Origin of the sequence: Burkholderia sp. NLJ2, assembly GCF_049487195.1 — a bacterium.
Taxonomy (GTDB): domain Bacteria; phylum Pseudomonadota; class Gammaproteobacteria; order Burkholderiales; family Burkholderiaceae; genus Burkholderia; species Burkholderia pyrrocinia.
Map to the genome: position 1 here is coordinate 2,204,907 of NZ_CP137810.1, position 15,534 is coordinate 2,220,440.

15 protein-coding genes are annotated in these 15,534 nt (G+C 64.9%); 5 read left to right on the forward strand and 10 right to left on the reverse strand.

Features of this window, described 5'->3' with window-relative positions; translation table 11 throughout:
• Positions 1 to 25 precede the first annotated feature (25 nt).
• On the reverse strand, positions 26 to 1,318 hold the full coding sequence (locus R9B84_RS32280; RefSeq protein WP_423761489.1) for an MFS transporter: 1,293 nt from the start codon (positions 1,316 to 1,318) through the stop codon (positions 26 to 28).
• 321 nt (positions 1,319 to 1,639) lie between these two features.
• On the opposite strand from R9B84_RS32280, the gene R9B84_RS32285 reads away from it, so the two are divergent.
• Together R9B84_RS32285 and R9B84_RS32290 are read left to right on the forward strand one after the other, a co-directional pair.
• Entirely contained in the window at positions 1,640 to 3,133 is a 1,494-nt protein-coding gene (locus tag R9B84_RS32285; RefSeq protein WP_423761490.1) for an AlkA N-terminal domain-containing protein, read from the forward strand.
• A complete protein-coding gene (locus tag R9B84_RS32290) occupies positions 3,130 to 3,663 on the forward strand; it encodes a methylated-DNA--[protein]-cysteine S-methyltransferase (protein ID WP_423761491.1) in 534 nt (177 codons plus the stop codon). Before R9B84_RS32285 ends, R9B84_RS32290 begins: the two co-directional genes overlap by 4 nt.
• Before the next feature lie 28 nt (positions 3,664 to 3,691).
• Here R9B84_RS32290 and R9B84_RS32295 read toward each other — a convergent pair whose 3' ends face one another.
• Positions 3,692 to 4,513 (reverse strand): AraC family transcriptional regulator, encoded by an 822-nt coding sequence (locus R9B84_RS32295; RefSeq protein WP_423761492.1) that lies wholly within the window; start codon positions 4,511 to 4,513, stop codon positions 3,692 to 3,694.
• A 77-nt stretch (positions 4,514 to 4,590) separates the two neighbouring features.
• On the opposite strand from R9B84_RS32295, the gene panB reads away from it, so the two are divergent.
• On the forward strand, positions 4,591 to 5,442 hold the full coding sequence (gene panB / locus R9B84_RS32300) for a 3-methyl-2-oxobutanoate hydroxymethyltransferase (RefSeq protein WP_423761493.1): 852 nt from the start codon (positions 4,591 to 4,593) through the stop codon (positions 5,440 to 5,442).
• Between the two features lie 19 nt (positions 5,443 to 5,461).
• On the opposite strand, the gene R9B84_RS32305 is transcribed toward panB, so the two are convergent.
• Positions 5,462 to 5,953, reverse strand: a complete 492-nt coding sequence (locus R9B84_RS32305; protein ID WP_423761494.1) for an Lrp/AsnC family transcriptional regulator — start codon at positions 5,951 to 5,953, stop codon at positions 5,462 to 5,464.
• Between the two features lie 156 nt (positions 5,954 to 6,109).
• Between R9B84_RS32305 and glmS the strand changes: the two genes are divergently transcribed.
• Positions 6,110 to 7,939, forward strand: coding sequence for a glutamine--fructose-6-phosphate transaminase (isomerizing) (gene glmS, locus R9B84_RS32310; protein ID WP_423761495.1), 1,830 nt, complete (start codon positions 6,110 to 6,112; stop codon positions 7,937 to 7,939).
• Positions 7,940 to 8,451: 512 nt separating this feature from the next.
• The gene (locus R9B84_RS32315) at positions 8,452 to 8,853 is read left to right on the forward strand and encodes an FKBP-type peptidyl-prolyl cis-trans isomerase (RefSeq protein ID WP_423761496.1); all 402 of its coding nucleotides are present in this window, start codon (positions 8,452 to 8,454) and stop codon (positions 8,851 to 8,853) included.
• A 188-nt stretch (positions 8,854 to 9,041) separates the two neighbouring features.
• On the opposite strand, the gene R9B84_RS32320 is transcribed toward R9B84_RS32315, so the two are convergent.
• From R9B84_RS32320 to R9B84_RS32350, 7 genes are all read right to left on the reverse strand, one after another.
• Entirely contained in the window at positions 9,042 to 9,854 is an 813-nt protein-coding gene (locus R9B84_RS32320; protein WP_423763527.1) for a hypothetical protein, read from the reverse strand.
• Positions 9,855 to 10,133: 279 nt separating this feature from the next.
• The gene (locus tag R9B84_RS32325; RefSeq protein ID WP_423761497.1) at positions 10,134 to 11,222 is read right to left on the reverse strand and encodes a porin; all 1,089 of its coding nucleotides are present in this window, start codon (positions 11,220 to 11,222) and stop codon (positions 10,134 to 10,136) included.
• Positions 11,223 to 11,415: 193 nt separating this feature from the next.
• The gene (locus tag R9B84_RS32330; protein ID WP_423761498.1) at positions 11,416 to 11,751 is read right to left on the reverse strand and encodes a Rieske (2Fe-2S) protein; all 336 of its coding nucleotides are present in this window, start codon (positions 11,749 to 11,751) and stop codon (positions 11,416 to 11,418) included.
• 3 nt (positions 11,752 to 11,754) lie between these two features.
• Positions 11,755 to 12,066: a YciI family protein gene (locus tag R9B84_RS32335; protein WP_096475194.1), complete on the reverse strand. Its 312-nt coding sequence runs from the start codon at positions 12,064 to 12,066 to the stop codon at positions 11,755 to 11,757.
• A gap of 4 nt (positions 12,067 to 12,070) precedes the next feature.
• On the reverse strand, positions 12,071 to 12,943 hold the full coding sequence (locus tag R9B84_RS32340) for an intradiol ring-cleavage dioxygenase (protein ID WP_423761499.1): 873 nt from the start codon (positions 12,941 to 12,943) through the stop codon (positions 12,071 to 12,073).
• 28 nt (positions 12,944 to 12,971) lie between these two features.
• Entirely contained in the window at positions 12,972 to 14,039 is a 1,068-nt protein-coding gene (locus R9B84_RS32345) for a maleylacetate reductase (RefSeq protein ID WP_423761500.1), read from the reverse strand.
• A gap of 7 nt (positions 14,040 to 14,046) precedes the next feature.
• Positions 14,047 to 15,513 carry an aldehyde dehydrogenase family protein gene (locus R9B84_RS32350; RefSeq protein ID WP_423761501.1) on the reverse strand — a complete coding sequence of 489 codons (1,467 nt, stop codon included), beginning with the start codon at positions 15,511 to 15,513 and terminating at the stop codon, positions 14,047 to 14,049.
• Positions 15,514 to 15,534 lie beyond the last annotated feature (21 nt).

Genomic DNA, 15,534 nt, shown 5'->3' on the forward strand with positions numbered 1-15,534 from the left:
GGCGCGTTCGTTTGCCGACCTGCGATCAAGCGTCGAGTTTCGCAGGCTTCATCTTCGGCGTGAGCACGTGCATCACGGCCAACGCGATCAGGTAGGCCGACGCGCCGATCGCGAACAGCACCCAGTAGTGGCCCGTGCGTTGCAGCACCTGGCCGATCACTTCCGAGAACAGCACGCCACCGATCGAACCGGCCATCCCGCCGATGCCGACCACCGACGCGACCGCGCGACGCGGGAACAGGTCGGAGGCCGTCGTGAACAGGTTCGCCGACCAACCCTGGTGCGCGGCGGCGGCCAGCCCGACGATCAGCACCGCGATCCACAGGCTCTGCACCTGCGACACGAATGCGATCGGCAGCACGCAGCACGCGCAGATCAGCATCGCCGTCTTGCGCGCGCGGTTCACGCTCCAGCCCGCGCGCAACAGCATCGACGACAGCCAGCCGCCGCCGATGCTGCCGACCGTCGTCAGCGCGTAGATGCAGACGAGCGGCAGGCCGATGTGCTGCATGTCCATCCCGCGCGACTCGTTGAGCCACTTCGGCAGCCAGAACAGATAGAACCACCACACCGGGTCGGTCAGGAACTTGCCGATCAGGAACGCCCACGTCTCGCGCTTGCGGATCAGTTCGCCCCAGCGCGGCGCACCGGCGTTCGCGTTCGCCGCATCCAGCGCTTCGGCTTCGTCGCGCGGCTCGTCGTATTCCGCGGCGAGCGCGCGCGTATCGGCCTGGCGATAGAGCACGAGCCACACCGCGAGCCACACGATGCCGATCGCGCCGATGATCACGAACGCCGCGCGCCAGCCGTAGGCCACCGCGATCGCCGGGATGATCGCCGGTGCGAACACCGCGCCGATGTTTGCGCCCGAGTTGAAGATGCCGGTGGCGAGCGCGCGTTCGCGGCGCGGGAACCACTCGGCCGTCGTCTTGATCGCGGCCGGGAAATTGCCGCCCTCGCCGATCCCGAGCAGCGCACGCACGAATGCGAAGCCCATTACCGAGCCGACCGCCGCGTGCAGCATCGCGGCGATGCTCCACACCAGCATCGCCACCGCGTACGACACGCGCGTGCCGAGCCAGTCGACGATGCGCCCGAAGCCGAGCAGCCCGAGCGCATAGAACGCGGAAAACGCCATCACGATGCGGCCGTACTGCACCTGGCTCCAGCCGATGTCGTGCTGGAGCATCGGCGCGAGCAGGCCGAGGATCTGCCGATCCATGTAGTTGATGACGGTCGCGAAAAACAGCAGCGCACAGACGGTCCAGCGGTAGCGGCTGGCGACGGCGCGCACCGTGCCGACGACGGCAGATTGCATGAATGTCTCCGATGCGCGGCCACGCCCGTCGCGCCGCACGATATTCGTTGATCGGCGACCGGCGCCGGGGCGGCCGGCCGGGGCGCGCTATCGCGGCACGGCCGATCGCCAACTAATCTGGAAAACGTTTTTCAAAGGATAGGGCGTCAGCCGGCACGCTGTCAGTCGGGGATTTCGATGAGTCATCTCAAATTGGTCGTGGCAAAAGAGACGACTGTTTCGTAGCGTGGCATTAACCGTTTTTCCCGGATTTTCCAGCGCGCAAATTGGGGCACGGCCGCCGAACCACATGTCCGATTCCGGCCAGAATCGATGACGGGGATGGTTTACAGTCGTTTCATGCGCCTCGATCCCGACACCTGCTACGACGCCCTGCTTTCGCGGAACCGCCGTTTCGACGGCTGGTTCTTCGTCGGCGTCGCGACGACGGGCGTGTATTGCCGCCCTGTCTGCCCGGTGAAGCCGCCGAAAGCGCAGAACTGCAGCTATTACCCGACCGCCGCGGCCGCCGAGAAAGCCGGCTTCCGGCCGTGCATGCGCTGCCGCCCCGAGCTCGCGCCCGGTCACGGGCTGCTCGACCTGTCCGGCAATCTCGCCGACGCGGCCGCCACGCTGATCGAGGACGGTTTCCTGAACGCGCATTCCGTCGACGCGCTCGCGCGGCGCGTCGGTGTGACCGAACGCCATCTGCGCCGGATCTTCGCCGCGCAGTTCGGCGTATCGCCGGTCGAGTTCGCGCAGACGCACCGGCTGCTGATGGCCAAGCGGCTGCTGACCGACACCGCGCTGCCGGTGGCCGTCGTCGCGTCGACGGCCGGGTTCGGCAGCGTGCGGCGCTTCAACGATCTGTTCCGGCAGCGCTATGGCCTCAATCCGCTGCGGCTTCGCAAGGGGGCCGGCGCGTCCGCCGATGGCGACATGACGTTCCCGCTGCCGTACCGGCCGCCGTTCGCGTGGGCCGACCTGATGCGCTTTCTCGCGCAGCGGCAGATCGACGGTGTCGAGCGGATCGATGCACAGGGTTATGCGCGTGTCGTCGCATTGCCGAATCGAAACGATGGTGGCCGCGTAACCGGCTGGCTGTCCGTCGCGCACGTACCGCAGCGGTTCGCGCTGGCCGTCACCGTGTCGCCCGCGCTGACGCCGGTCGTGCCGGCCGTGCTCGCACGCGTGCGGCGGCTGTTCGATCTCGACAGCCGCCCCGACGTGATCGACGCGCATCTCGGTGAACTCGCGAGCGGCTCGCCCGGCCTGCGTGTGCCCGGCGCGTTCGACGGCCTCGAAATCGCCCTACGCGCGATCGCAGGCGAACGGCTCGCGGCGGCGCATGCAAGTGCGGTACTCGCGCGCATCGCCGAACGTTTCGGTACAAAGCTGGAAGGCGCGCCGCCGGGCCTAACGCACGCGCTGCCTTCTGCCGCGACGTTGGCCACCCTGCCGCCGGCGGCGCTTGAAGCGCTCGCCATTGCGCGCGAAACGGCGCAGGCCATCGTGTCGCTCGCACGCGCGGTCGCCGACGGCATACTCGCACTCGAACCGATGGCGCCGCTCGACGCGACGCTCGCCGCGTTGCGCACGATGCCCGGCTTCGACGAGCGCGCGGTGCAATACGTCGCGATGCGTGCATTGGCCTGGCCGAATGCGTTTCCTGCCGACGATACATTGCTTCCCGCACGCACCGAACACGTCGAACGCATCGAACGCACCGAACACACGCGCATGCCATCATCTGCGCCGCATGCCGCGCACTGGGCGCCGTGGCGCGCGTATGCCGCACTGCATGTGTGGCGCCTTCAAGGAGATGTATCGCGATGACTCCCGCTCACCTGATTCCGAGCCCGCTGGGCGACATCGCCGTGCGCATCGAGGACGATGCGCTGACGGGCCTGTTCTTCGTCGGCCAGAAATACTTCCCGTCGCTTGCGATCGCGCCGGAAGCAAACGCGCTCGTCATTTCGCCGATCGCGCGCAAGGTTGCGGAAGAGATTGCCGAATACTTCACGGGCATGCGCGAGACGTTCTCGGTGCCGATCCACCTGCGCGGCACCGCATTTCAGCGGCGTGTGTGGAAGGAACTGCTCGCGATTCCATTCGGCGAGCTCGTGACGTACGGTGACATCACCGAACGCGTCGGGTTGCCGATGAGCGCCGCGCGCGCCGTAGGCGGTGCGGTCGGCCGAAACCCGGTATCGATCATGGTGCCGTGCCATCGCGTGGTCGGCGCGTCGGGCAGCCTGACCGGTTATGCGGGCGGCATCGACCGCAAGCGCGCGCTGCTGTCGCTCGAAGGCGCCGGGTTCGAGCGCGGTGCCCATCATCCGGTGCAAACAGCGCTCGCGTTCTGAGTGACGGTGTGCGGCACGCGTTGCCGCGTCATGCAGTCAATACAGGCCGGCGCGCTTCACGCTTCGCATACGCACCGGGCGTCACGCGGAATTTCGCCTGGAACAGAGCGATGAACGACGACGTCGAGTCGTAGCCCAGTTGCGCGGCCACCGTGCCGATCGGCTCGCCGGCATCGAGCAGCGGCAGCGACGCGAGCAGCCGCACGGCTTGCCGCCATTCGGTAAACGACAGCCCCGTGTCCTGCCGGAACAGCCGCGACAGCGTGCGCCGCGTCGCACCGACTTGATGGCCCCATTCGTCGAGACTGCGCGTATCGCCCGGATACGCATGCAACGCGCGTGCGATTTTCAGCAGACGCGGATCGCGCGGCAGCGGCACCGTCAGCGGCGCCGGCCGCATCCGTGCGATGCGGTCGGCGATCAGGCACACGAGCGCGCCGTCCGGCCCCGTCTCGTCGTAGTTCACCGGCAATTCGGCCGTGGCAATCACCAGTTCGCGCAGCAGCGGCGTCATGCAGAGGATCGTGCAATCGTCGTTCGCCTCGCTGCGTGCGATCGCTTCGTCGAGATACAGGCTGTGGAACGCGACGCAATCGCGCGTCGACACCGCATGCGGCACGTGCGGCGGAATCCACATCGCGTAGTGCGGCGGCAGCAGCTGCCGGCCCGACGGCGTCGACACCTCGAGCACGCCGCTCGTCGCATACATCAGCTGGGCCCACGGATGACTGTGCGCATCGACGCTCACGTTGCCGGGAATCCCGAACGCACGCACATACAGCGGCCTCGGCAGGCGCGCCATCGGCGGCACTACTGCATAAGGGGCACCCGATTGTCCCGCCAGCAACATAAGACGTCCTCCGAAGGTCATTGCACGAACGAGCGCGATGCTACCGTGGCGGCTCTTCTTTCACACGGCTTCCGCACATGAGCGCTCATACCCGCACCACCCGCAAGACCGTCACCGCGATCCGTTCGACCAAAGGCATCGGCAGCCTCGTGTCGCTGACCGCGTATTCCGCGCCGATGGCGAAGCTCGTCGACGACGTGGCCGACGTGATCATCGTCGGCGACTCCGTCGGCATGGTGCTGTACGGGATGCCCGATACGCTGCGCGTCACGCTCGACATGATGATTGCACACGGCGCGGCCGTCGTACGCGGCGCCGCGCAGGCGTGCGTCGTCGTCGACCTGCCGTTCTCGACGTTCCAGGAATCGCCCGCTCAAGCCTATCGCTCCGCCGCGCGCCTGCTCGCCGAGACCGGCGCGCAGGCCGTGAAGCTCGAAGGCGGCAGCGAGATGACCGACACGATCCGCTTCCTGACCGAGCGCGGCATTCCGGTGATGGCGCATGTCGGCCTGATGCCGCAGCAGGCCAACGCAACGGGCGGCTTCCGCGCGCAGGGGATGGACCCGCGTTCGGCCGCGCAGGTGTTCGACGCCGCGTGCGCGGCCGAGCGGGCCGGTGCGTTCAGTGTCGTCATCGAAGGCACTGCCGAAGCGCTTGCGCGTCATCTGACCGAAACGCTGACGATCCCGACGATCGGCATCGGCGCATCGCCCGCGTGCGACGGGCAAGTGCTCGTGACCGAGGACATGATCGGCGCATTCGATGCATACACGCCGCGCTTCGTGAAGCGTTACGCCGATGCGAATGCGGTGATGCGCGACGCGATCCGTCAGTACGCGCACGACGTGCGGCAACGCGTGTTTCCCGAGCCGGCCCATTGCTTCGGGTACGGCAAGCCGCTGCAACTGGCGGACGCGGCCGCCGCCTGATGCAGCGTGAACGATACGATCACACGCGTTTGCGCATCGCATGCGCGACCCGCGCGTTCGCCTCGAATTTCGCGCGATGCGTCGAGAAAAAAGTCCGCACGTTGCGGACGTTCGACGCGCCGGTGAACAGCCGCCGTGCGAATTCGTCGTACTCGGCGACGTCGGCCAGATCGGCCACCACGACGAAATCGGGCCCCGGCGACACGCGGTAGCACTGCGTGACGGCCGGCTCCGCACAGACGTACGCTTCGAACGCGTCGTAGTCTTCGGCCGTCTGCCGGTCGAGACTGATCTCGATCAGCGCCGTGACGGCCGTGCCGATCGCGACCGGATCGAGCACCGCGACCTGCCGGCGGATCACGCCCGCTTCCGTCAGCCGGCGCACGCGGCGCATGCAGGTCGGCGGCGACGACAGCGCGCGCTCCGCCAGTTGCAGGTTCGACACCGACGCGTCGTCCTGCAGGATCGCGAGGATGCGCAGGTCGAGATCGTCGAGGGTGATGCCGGCCATCGGCGGCTCCTTCCGGTCAGGCGGTGAAATTTAATTTCAACATGATAGACGATCTGCGGTCCGTTTCATTTATTTTGCTATTTTGAAATTTAATTCCATTCGACCAGTTCTACCATCGCTCTCACTGATCCAGACAGGACATTTACGGAGCGCGATATGTGTGGAATTGTCGGGGCGGTCGCCCAGCGGGACATCCTGCCGAACCTTGTGGACGGCCTGAAGCGGCTCGAATACCGCGGCTACGATTCGTGCGGCGTCGTGGTCTACCGTGACCGTGCGCTGGCGCGCGCTCGCAGCGTCGATCGCGTGGCCAACCTGCAGCGCGAGATCGCCGAGCATGCGCTGTCGGGCTACACCGGCATTGCGCATACGCGCTGGGCCACGCATGGCGCCCCCGTCACACTCAACGCGCATCCGCACTTCTCGCCGAGCGACGCCAACGCGCGCATCGCGCTGTCGCACAACGGGATCATCGAGAACTGCGACCAGTTACGTGCGGAACTGCAAGCGCACGGCTATGTGTTCGCGAGCCAGACCGACAGCGAGGCGATCGCGCACCTGATCGACCACCTGTACGACGGCGACCTGTTCGACGCGGTCCGGCGCGCGGTCGCAAGGCTGCGCGGCAGCTACGCGATCGCGGCGATGTGCCGCGACGAGCCGCACCGGATCGTCGGTGCGCGCGACGGGATGCCGCTCGTGGTCGGCGTCGGCGAAGGCGAGAATTTCCTGGCGTCCGATGCGATCGCGCTGTCGGGCATTACGGATCGCATTGCGTATCTGGAGAACGGCGACGTCGCGGATATCCAGTTGCATCGCTACTGGATCGTCGATGCGGCCGGCCAGCGCGTCGAGCGCGCGGTGCAGCGGGTCGCCGCGCATAGCGGCGCGTCCGATCTCGGGTCGTACCGCTACTACATGCAGAAGGAAATCTTCGAGCAGCCGCAGGCGGTGGCCGATACGCTGCTCGACGTCGCGTCGATCATGCCCGAGCTGTTCGGCGACGGTGCGTGGCGCGTGTTCAACGATGTCGATTCGGTGCTGCTGCTTGCGTGCGGCGGCAGCTATCACGCGGCGCTGACCGCGAAATACTGGATCGAGAGCATTGCGAAGCTGCCCGCGAGTGTTGAAATTGCCAGCGAGTTTCGTTATCGCGACAGCGTGCCGAATCCGCGCACGCTGGTTGTCGCGGTGTCGCAGAGCGGCGAGACGGCCGATGTGCTCGGCGCCGTGCATGTCGCGAAGCAGCGCGGGATGGTGCATACGCTCGCGATCTGCAACGTTGCGACAAGTGCGTTGATGCGTGAATGTGCGCTGCAGTTCGTGACGCGTGCGGGGATCGAGATCGGGGTGGCTTCGACGAAGGCGTTCACGACGCAGCTTGTTGCGTTGTTCTTGCTGACGTTGTCGCTTGCGCAGGTGCGCGGGCGGTTGAGTGACGACGAGGAGAAGGAGCATTTGCGTGCGCTGCGGCATCTGCCCGATGCGATGTCGAAAGTGCTCGCGCTGGAGCCGCAGATCATGGCGTGGTCGGAACTGCTCGCGCGACGCGACAACATGCTGTTTCTCGGGCGCGGGATGCATTATCCGATCGCGCTCGAGGGTGCGCTGAAGATGAAGGAGATTTCATATATTCACGCGGAGGCGTATCCGGCCGGGGAGTTGAAGCATGGGCCGCTTGCGCTCGTCAGTAACGAGATGCCGGTGATCGCCGTGGCGCCGAATGACATGCTGCTGGAAAAGCTCAGGTCGAACATGCATGAGGTCAGTGCGCGGAATGGACGGCTTTTTGTCTTTGCGGATGTGGACTGCGGGCTGGTGCCGAGCGACGGGATCGAGGTGATTCGGCTCAACGAGTACTACGGGCCGCTTTCGCCGATTCTGCATACGGTGCCGATGCAGTTGCTGGCGTATCACGCGGCGTTGGCAAGAGGGACGGATATCGATAAGCCTAGGAATCTGGCTAAGTCGGTGACGGTGGAGTGATGGGTAACGGTTGAATCCGGAACGGTGTGGCAAGTTCTCATAGTTTTACTTAAATGTATTAGCCGGGACTCGATCTGACAGGTAGTCGCACCGACAAAGAATGAGTCATCAATGCGGGATGAGTTTCCCCTTGGCAAGGTCGACCGCATCGCCAAAGAGCTCTTCGGTCGAGTGCAAGCCCAACCACCGATGCAGCCCAATGTGGTCCATGAGAGCGATAAGCCCCGGACGAATTTTAATAGCCGGGACCTTCGAGGCTACGGTAGCTGCCGTGCGTCCGTGCCCCTCCGTCTGCGCTACCGATGGCAACCCGGCGCTCGGTATCAACACGCCACTTGGGATAGCGCGGCCTTCACGGCATACTGATGCCGGCGAACCCGTGCGGGGCGCTCATCCGACGAAGGAGGTTGTCAGCGCCGTGTCATTGGGTGGCCCTTTGCCGCCAGCAGGAAGACGACCTCGACTGACGACCGCTCAAGGCGTTTATTTCCATTGTCAAAGAGGGAGAACATATGAAAAAGCCGTTGCTTGCAATCGCTATCCTGGCAATTTTCGCGTCGACAACGCACGCTGCCGGGACCGTCGAAACACTGCCGTCGGGCATCAAAGTGGAAATCACGCAGCCGGGAACCGGCCCACACCCAACCGCAACCGACGTAGTCAAGGTCCGCTATCGAGGCACGCTTTCCGACGGAACGGAATTCGACAACTCCGCCAAGCACGGTGACGTCGCCACGTTCCCGCTCAATCGAGTCATTCCGTGCTGGACCCAAGGCATGCAGAAGCTGAGCGTCGGCGGAAAGGCCAAACTCACTTGCCCGCCGGAAACGGCATACGGCAATCGCACCATCGGCCCGATTCCACCGAATAGCACGCTGAACTTCGAGGTGGAGCTGGTCGATATCGTCAAGTAGGAGGGCTGGCTCCCCCGAACACCAAACCGGTTCCGGCAGACGCCGATCAGGCCGTTCGACGGCGTCTGCGCGAACTGGCGCGGGAGCGTCCGCGGTTTCTCGGGAACGCATTCATCGCTCGAGAATACCGCTTGCATGAGCGCACGCCGGAAGCCAGTCAAGATCATCGCCTCGTACAGGAAAACACGCTACTTCGACAGACGCAGTTTCTTCGACAGCACGACACCGCTCGACGGACTCACCAGCGAGATGGCATGGATATCCATGTGCAACCGGGAGATCCTGGTCGTAATGTCCGTCGGCTCGTCGATGCTTGGATCGACATGCTCGGTTTGGTCGGTCAGGTAAGGCCGAACCAGGCGCCCGGAAAAAACGAGTGCGAAGTCGCCATGCGTTTGGGCGTACACGGCGGGCGAAAGCTGCATGCGGCTGCGAACCGTGGTCATCTTGCCTTTCCCGGACACGAGTTCGATGATGTCGACCTGCTGGATGTACCCTTTTGCCTTCGCTTCGGGTGCAATCACGAGCCCTCGCCCTCGTGGCCCCGTCGTGACCTTTCTGAGCAGGATGCCCGTCCGGTCGTCGCGCTCTGCGTCGAACAGGTCGACGTCCAGCGTCAACAGCTGTCGCTGTGACCGGTACCTCAGCCCGTACCGCACCGGCACCACGAACGTCACGTCACGATCCAGATCGACGGCCGCCAGGTCGGGATTCGGGCCATGCCGCTCGGCAGCGCCGGAGACCAGGCCGCGAACCCGGTTGCTCAACGAAGGTGGGATGGGGCTGATGTGCTGCTTCTTCAAGGCATCACGAATTGCAACCGGGTCGTCGCCGACAATCGGTCGTGCGGGTGACGTGTCGTGATTGACAGCGGGCGCGATGCGCGTCGTGCCGTCGACAGCCTCCGCCTCTGCATGCGCCGCGACTGGCGCCAGCATCATCGTCAGCGCGACGACGCACACGAAGTTCGAACGAACCAACTTGGATTTCCGGTGAAACACGGCGAACTCCTGATTTTCTCGCAGATCGGTCAACGACGAGCACTATAGGGTGGAATGATCGGCAACGCACCCACCGCTCGACATTCACCGATGGCCGGCATGCCTCATCGTAAGCGCATTGTCGGCCCGGCAGCAGGTCGACGGGCACACTGCAGTGTTGCCCGGGCGACAACAACCGACCGGAAGCGAGCGGCGGCGCGCATGTCGGCATGTCGCCGCGCGACTGGTCCAGTGCCGGGCGGACCTTGACGCAAGTTCCGCCTGCCGCCCCACCCCCAATCAAAACACCGTATGCAACCCCACCCGCGCCACCGCCTGGCTCGCCGAACTTGAAGCCCCGTTCGGATCCAGCACGCCATTGACCTGCGCATTCGCGCCACTATTCGCACGCTGATAATCAGCCGAAACATACACCATCGTCCGTTTCGACAACAGGTACTGAAGCGCCACGCTGAGCTGATGAGCATGGTTGTTGCTCACCGCTTCATTCCCCTTCATGTACATGTATTTCGCACCGAGGACGACGTCCGGCCTGACGTGCCACACACCACCCGTTTCGGCCATCCACACCCCGGCATCGTTGAACGAATTCCGCACGGTAGTCACCAGCGCACTCGCTGTCACGACACCAAAGTCGTAATGCATCCCGACGCCCCAGTTCCGCACGCTCGTCGACGGCACACCCGGAGCCGGACCGTACTTCTCGTTCGTATAGGCCGCGCCCACCCCGAAAGGCCCCAGTTCATAATTCAGCCCGGCGCTGACGGCATTGTCCGCGCCGATCGCGCCGGCCACCCCGCCGAACGCATACATCACGCCGCCGGACAGGCCCGCGACCATCGGCGAACTGTATTTGACGGAATTCGCGATCGGCTTGCTGCCTGCGGTGCGGTCCCAATCGAACGCACCGGTCGGATTGTTCGGCAGCGCGAGACGCTGGAACGGGCCATTCCGGAAACCGTATAGCCCATTGATGTCCCTCGCAATCGCATTCCCCTTGGAAAAGAGGGAATCGACCATGAAGTCGTACTGATTGCCCAGCGTGATGCTGCCGAACCGGTCGCTCTCCAGGCCCACGTATGCATTACGTCCAAAGACTCCGGACCCGATGATGGCGCCGTTCGCCATCGAGAACTGGTTCACGAGCGCAAATGTGGCGCGATACCCGCCGCCGAGGTCTTCCGTACCGCGGAAGCCGAAAAGGTTAGGCGCGAATATGCCGTCGTCGAATTTGACGTTCTTTCCGCCGCCCTCGTTGCTGACATACGAGATGCCGGAGTCGATCAGACCGAACATCGTCACGCTGCTCTGCGCCCATGCGCCCTGCGCTACGGCGAGAATCGCCACTGCTCCAAACCTGAGTTTCATTTTGTCTCCGTCTTTTTGTGGAAATGCGAGCCTGCTACCCGCTACGTGGCGGGTACTCGCTTTATGCTTCGTCAAACAACGCCTTCACCCCGGCAGATATGACAACGTCGAAAATATGATTAGTTTTACTGAGTTATAAATATGAGAAACGCCACATGGATTGGCGCCAACCGTCCCGATCAGAACACTCGAATCAAGCGCCTCGACAGACAACCCAAGATGTGGCATCCACCTCGACAGTCACGGCTTCCAGCGCCGAGCCCGAGCAGGGCCCATCGATACAGACACCGTCATCGAACCGGAACAACGCACTGTGATGGGCACACATCAATACCTGCGACCGATAGCAGGAAACATTGCCCGGCACGAAATCGAGCGGCACCGAGAAATGCGGGCAACGATTCACGTACGCCCACACCTGCTCGCCTCTTCGCACCACGATCACGGGACGCCCGATGCAAGCTTCGTCGACGACCCGCGCGCCGCCATCAGGCACATCGGAAAAGCGGCAGAGTTGCGTTGCATCCATGACTCACACTCTCTGCTCGGGGTTTCCGAGACTCCAGTCCCACGGACGCACTTCCACGCGCGAGAACAACCCTTCCTTCACATACGGATCGTTTCCGACAAACTGCATCACCGCATGAATATCGTCCGCCTCCACGACGAGCAGCGTTCCGTTCATCGCGTCGCCCTGCGGGTCCAGCGTCGGGCCGCCGAGCCGCACATACACGCCGTGCTGCGCAGCCGCGCGCAGGTAGCTCCGATGACTCGGGCGCACGCGGTCGCGCACCTCGCGCATACCGGGCTGGTCCGTCGCAAATACCGCGAAAAATCGAGCCATTCGATCAGCTCCGGTCGAGGACGAAGTCGTACGTCGCTTCGCGGTACGGGCCGTTCACGCCGATCTGGCGGGCGAGCTCGTCATGCGCGGCACGCGGGCGATACGCGACCATCAGCGACGGCTTCACGCCGAAGACGGCATCCGACTTCAGGTACGGGTCGTCCTCGTCGAAAAGATGCGTGACGAGCGTACGGAAGCCCGGCGCGTCGATCATGAAGTGCAGATGCGCGGGCCGCCACGGATGGCGGCCGGTCGCGTCGAGCATCTTGCCGACCGGGCCGTCGGTCGGAATGGGATAGCTGACCGGCAGAATCGTCGTGATCGCATAACGGCCTTCGGCATCGGTCCGGTAGCGGCCGCGCAGGTTGCCGTGCGGTTGCGCCGTGTCCTGCCCGGAATACATGCCGTTCTCCGCGGTCTGCCACACGTCGAGCACGGCGTCCTTCACGGGAACACCGTCGGTGGTCAGCACGCGACCGCGCACGACGACCGGTGCGCCCGACGTAAGCGCCATGTTCTCGCCATACGCACGCTCGGGCATTCCCTTGATATAGAACGGGCCGAACACCGTGGTTTCCGTTGCGCCGGTTGCAAAGCGATGGTTGATCGCGTCGACGAGCATCGAGACGCCGAGCGTGTCCGACAACAGGATGAACTCCTGCCGCACGACGTCGTCGCACATCTTCCCCGTCTCGGTCAGGAAGCGAATCGCCGCCATCCACTCCGCCTCCGTCAACTCCGTTTCGCGTACGAACGCATGAAGATGCCGCACGAGGCTCTGCATCAGCACGCGCAAGCGCGGGTTCGGCGTGCCGTCGAAGCTGGCGACGACCTGCTCGGTCAGCCTCGTGTCGCTGTCATGGTGGTCATTCATCACGTCTGTCTCCGTTTGTGCATCCAGCCGTTCAATGCGGCGCGCGCCCTTCCCACGCGTCCTGGAGCAACGCGCGAATCGCCGCGCGTTCGATCGGCCGCGGGTTCGCATACGGGTTCCGGCAGGCGAGGTCGGCCGCTTCGTCGAGGCCGTCTTGCGGCATCCCGATGTCGGCGAGCGCCGGCGCGATGCCGAGCGCCTCGTTCAACCTGAACAGCAGCGGGCCGGCGTCAGCCGCATCGTTCCCGCCCAGCGCCCGCGCGACGCGGCGCAGCGCGTCGGGCGCGGCGGCGTGGTTGTAGTGCGCGGTATGCGGCAACATCGCCGCGTGCGTCTGCGCATGCGGCAGGTTGAAGGTGCCGCCGAGCGTGTGACAGAGCTTGTGATGCAGCGCCATGCCGACCGCGCCCAGGCAGGTTCCCGCGAGCCACGCGCCATACAACGCGCGGCTGCGCATCGTTCGGTCTTCCGGATCGCGCACCACGACCGGCAATGCTTCGCCGAGCGCGCGAATCGATTCTTCGGCCATCAGGCTGATCACCGGGTTCGCGTCTTCCGCATAGAGCGCCTCGACGGCGTGCGCCATCGCATTGACGCCGGACGCCGCCGAAATGCCCGGCGGCAGCGACAACGTCAACGACGGGTCGTAGAGCACGGTACGCGGCAGCACGCGTGCATCGCGACCGGTGCGCTTCAGCCGGCCTTCCGTCAGCCCATAGATCGGCGTCATCTCCGAGCCGGCGTAAGTCGTCGGCACGGCCAGGATCGGCAGCGACGATTCGAGCGCAATGGCCTTGCCCAACCCGATCGTCGAGCCGCCGCCGATCGCGATGCAACAGTCCGCGCCCAGTTCGGCCGCCATCTCGCGAGCTGCACGCGCGACTTCGACCGGAACGTGCATGACCGCCTGTGCGCACACGCCGGCCGCACGCTCGCCCAGCACGTCCTTCACGCGGTCGGCGAGCGGCCGCTGCTCGGGCGTGGACAGGATGAGCGCGCGGCGCGCGCCAAGCGTCGACAGTTCGTCCGGCAGCCTGGCGAGCGCCCCCCATTCGAACACCACGCGGGAAGGCGTACCTTGATAGACGAAGCGTTCCATGCAAGCCTCAGCGCTTGAAGTGCGGCGGCACGTTGCCGTCGACATTGACCCAGACTGACCGAGCTTCAGTGTAGTCGTGCATCGCCTCGAAGCCCATCTCGCGACCGTAACCCGACTTGCCCACGCCACCGAACGGGCTGCCCGGATTGACGCGCTTGTAGCAGTTGATCCAGCACATGCCCGCATTGATCTGCGACGCCATCTTGTGTGCACGCGAGAGGTTCTGGGTCCAGAGGCCGCTGCCCAGCCCGTATTCCGTCGCGTTGGCAATGGAAAGCGCTTCCTCGTCGCTGCCGAAGCGCAGCACGGTGACGAACGGGCCGAACACTTCCTCCTGTGCGATGCGGTCGGTCGCGCTTTTGGCTTCGATGACCGTCGGGCGCACGTAGTAGCCATTGGCCAGCGCCGGATCTTGCGGCACGCTGCCGCCGGTAAGCACGCGGCCGCCCTGCTCGCGCGCGACGTCGACGAACGACAGCACGCGCTCGAGGTGCTGCTTCGACGTCAGCGGGCCCATCTCGGTATCGGCGTCGAACGGGTTGCCGATCCGGATCGACGATGCGAGCGCAACGAATCGCTCGATGAACGCGTCCGCGATGCGTTCGTGCAGCACGAGACGCGAACCCGCGATACACGCCTGCCCCTGGTTGTGAAAGATCGCCCATGCGGCGCCGTTGATGGCCGCGTCGAGGTTGGCATCGTCGAAGACGATGTTGGCGCCCTTGCCGCCCAGCTCCAGCTGGACGCGCTTCAGGTTGCCCTGCGACGCTTCGACGATTCGGCGGCCGGTTGCCGTCGAACCCGTGAACGCGATCTTCCCGACGCCCGGGTGTTCGGCGAGCCGCTGGCCGGCCGTATGCCCGTAGCCGGGAACGATATTGACGACACCCGCGGGAAACCCGACCTCGGCCATCAGTTCGACGATGCGCAACGTCGACAGCGGCGTGATTTCCGACGGCTTGAGCACCACCGTGTTGCCGGCGGCGAGTGCCGGGCCCATCTTCCAGCTCGTGAACATCAGCGGGAAATTCCACGGCACGATCTGACCGACGACGCCGATCGGCGCGCGCTGCACATAGTTCAGGAAGCCGGTTTCGACGGGAATCACCGAGCCTTGCAGCTTGTCGGCCATGCCGCCGAAATAGCGGAAGCAGGCTGCCGTGCGCGGCACGTCGAGCGCGCGCGAATCGCGAATCGGGTGGCCGGTGTCCAGCGATTCGAGCTGCGCCAGCTCCTCCGCATGGGCCTCGATCGCATCGGCGAGGCGCAGCAGCAGCCGGCCGCGTTCGGCTGCCGGCATGGCCGACCATTTCGGGAACGCGCGGGTCGCCGCGTCGACGGCCAGGTCCACGTCCGCCGCGGTGGCCGCGGCGATCTTCGTGATGACGGAGCCGTCGTGAGGATTCAGCACGTCGATCGTGCCGCGGTCGACGGCGTCAACGAAGCGCCCGTCGATGAAGAGTTGGGTTTGCATGAATCGTCCTCGGTATGTTGC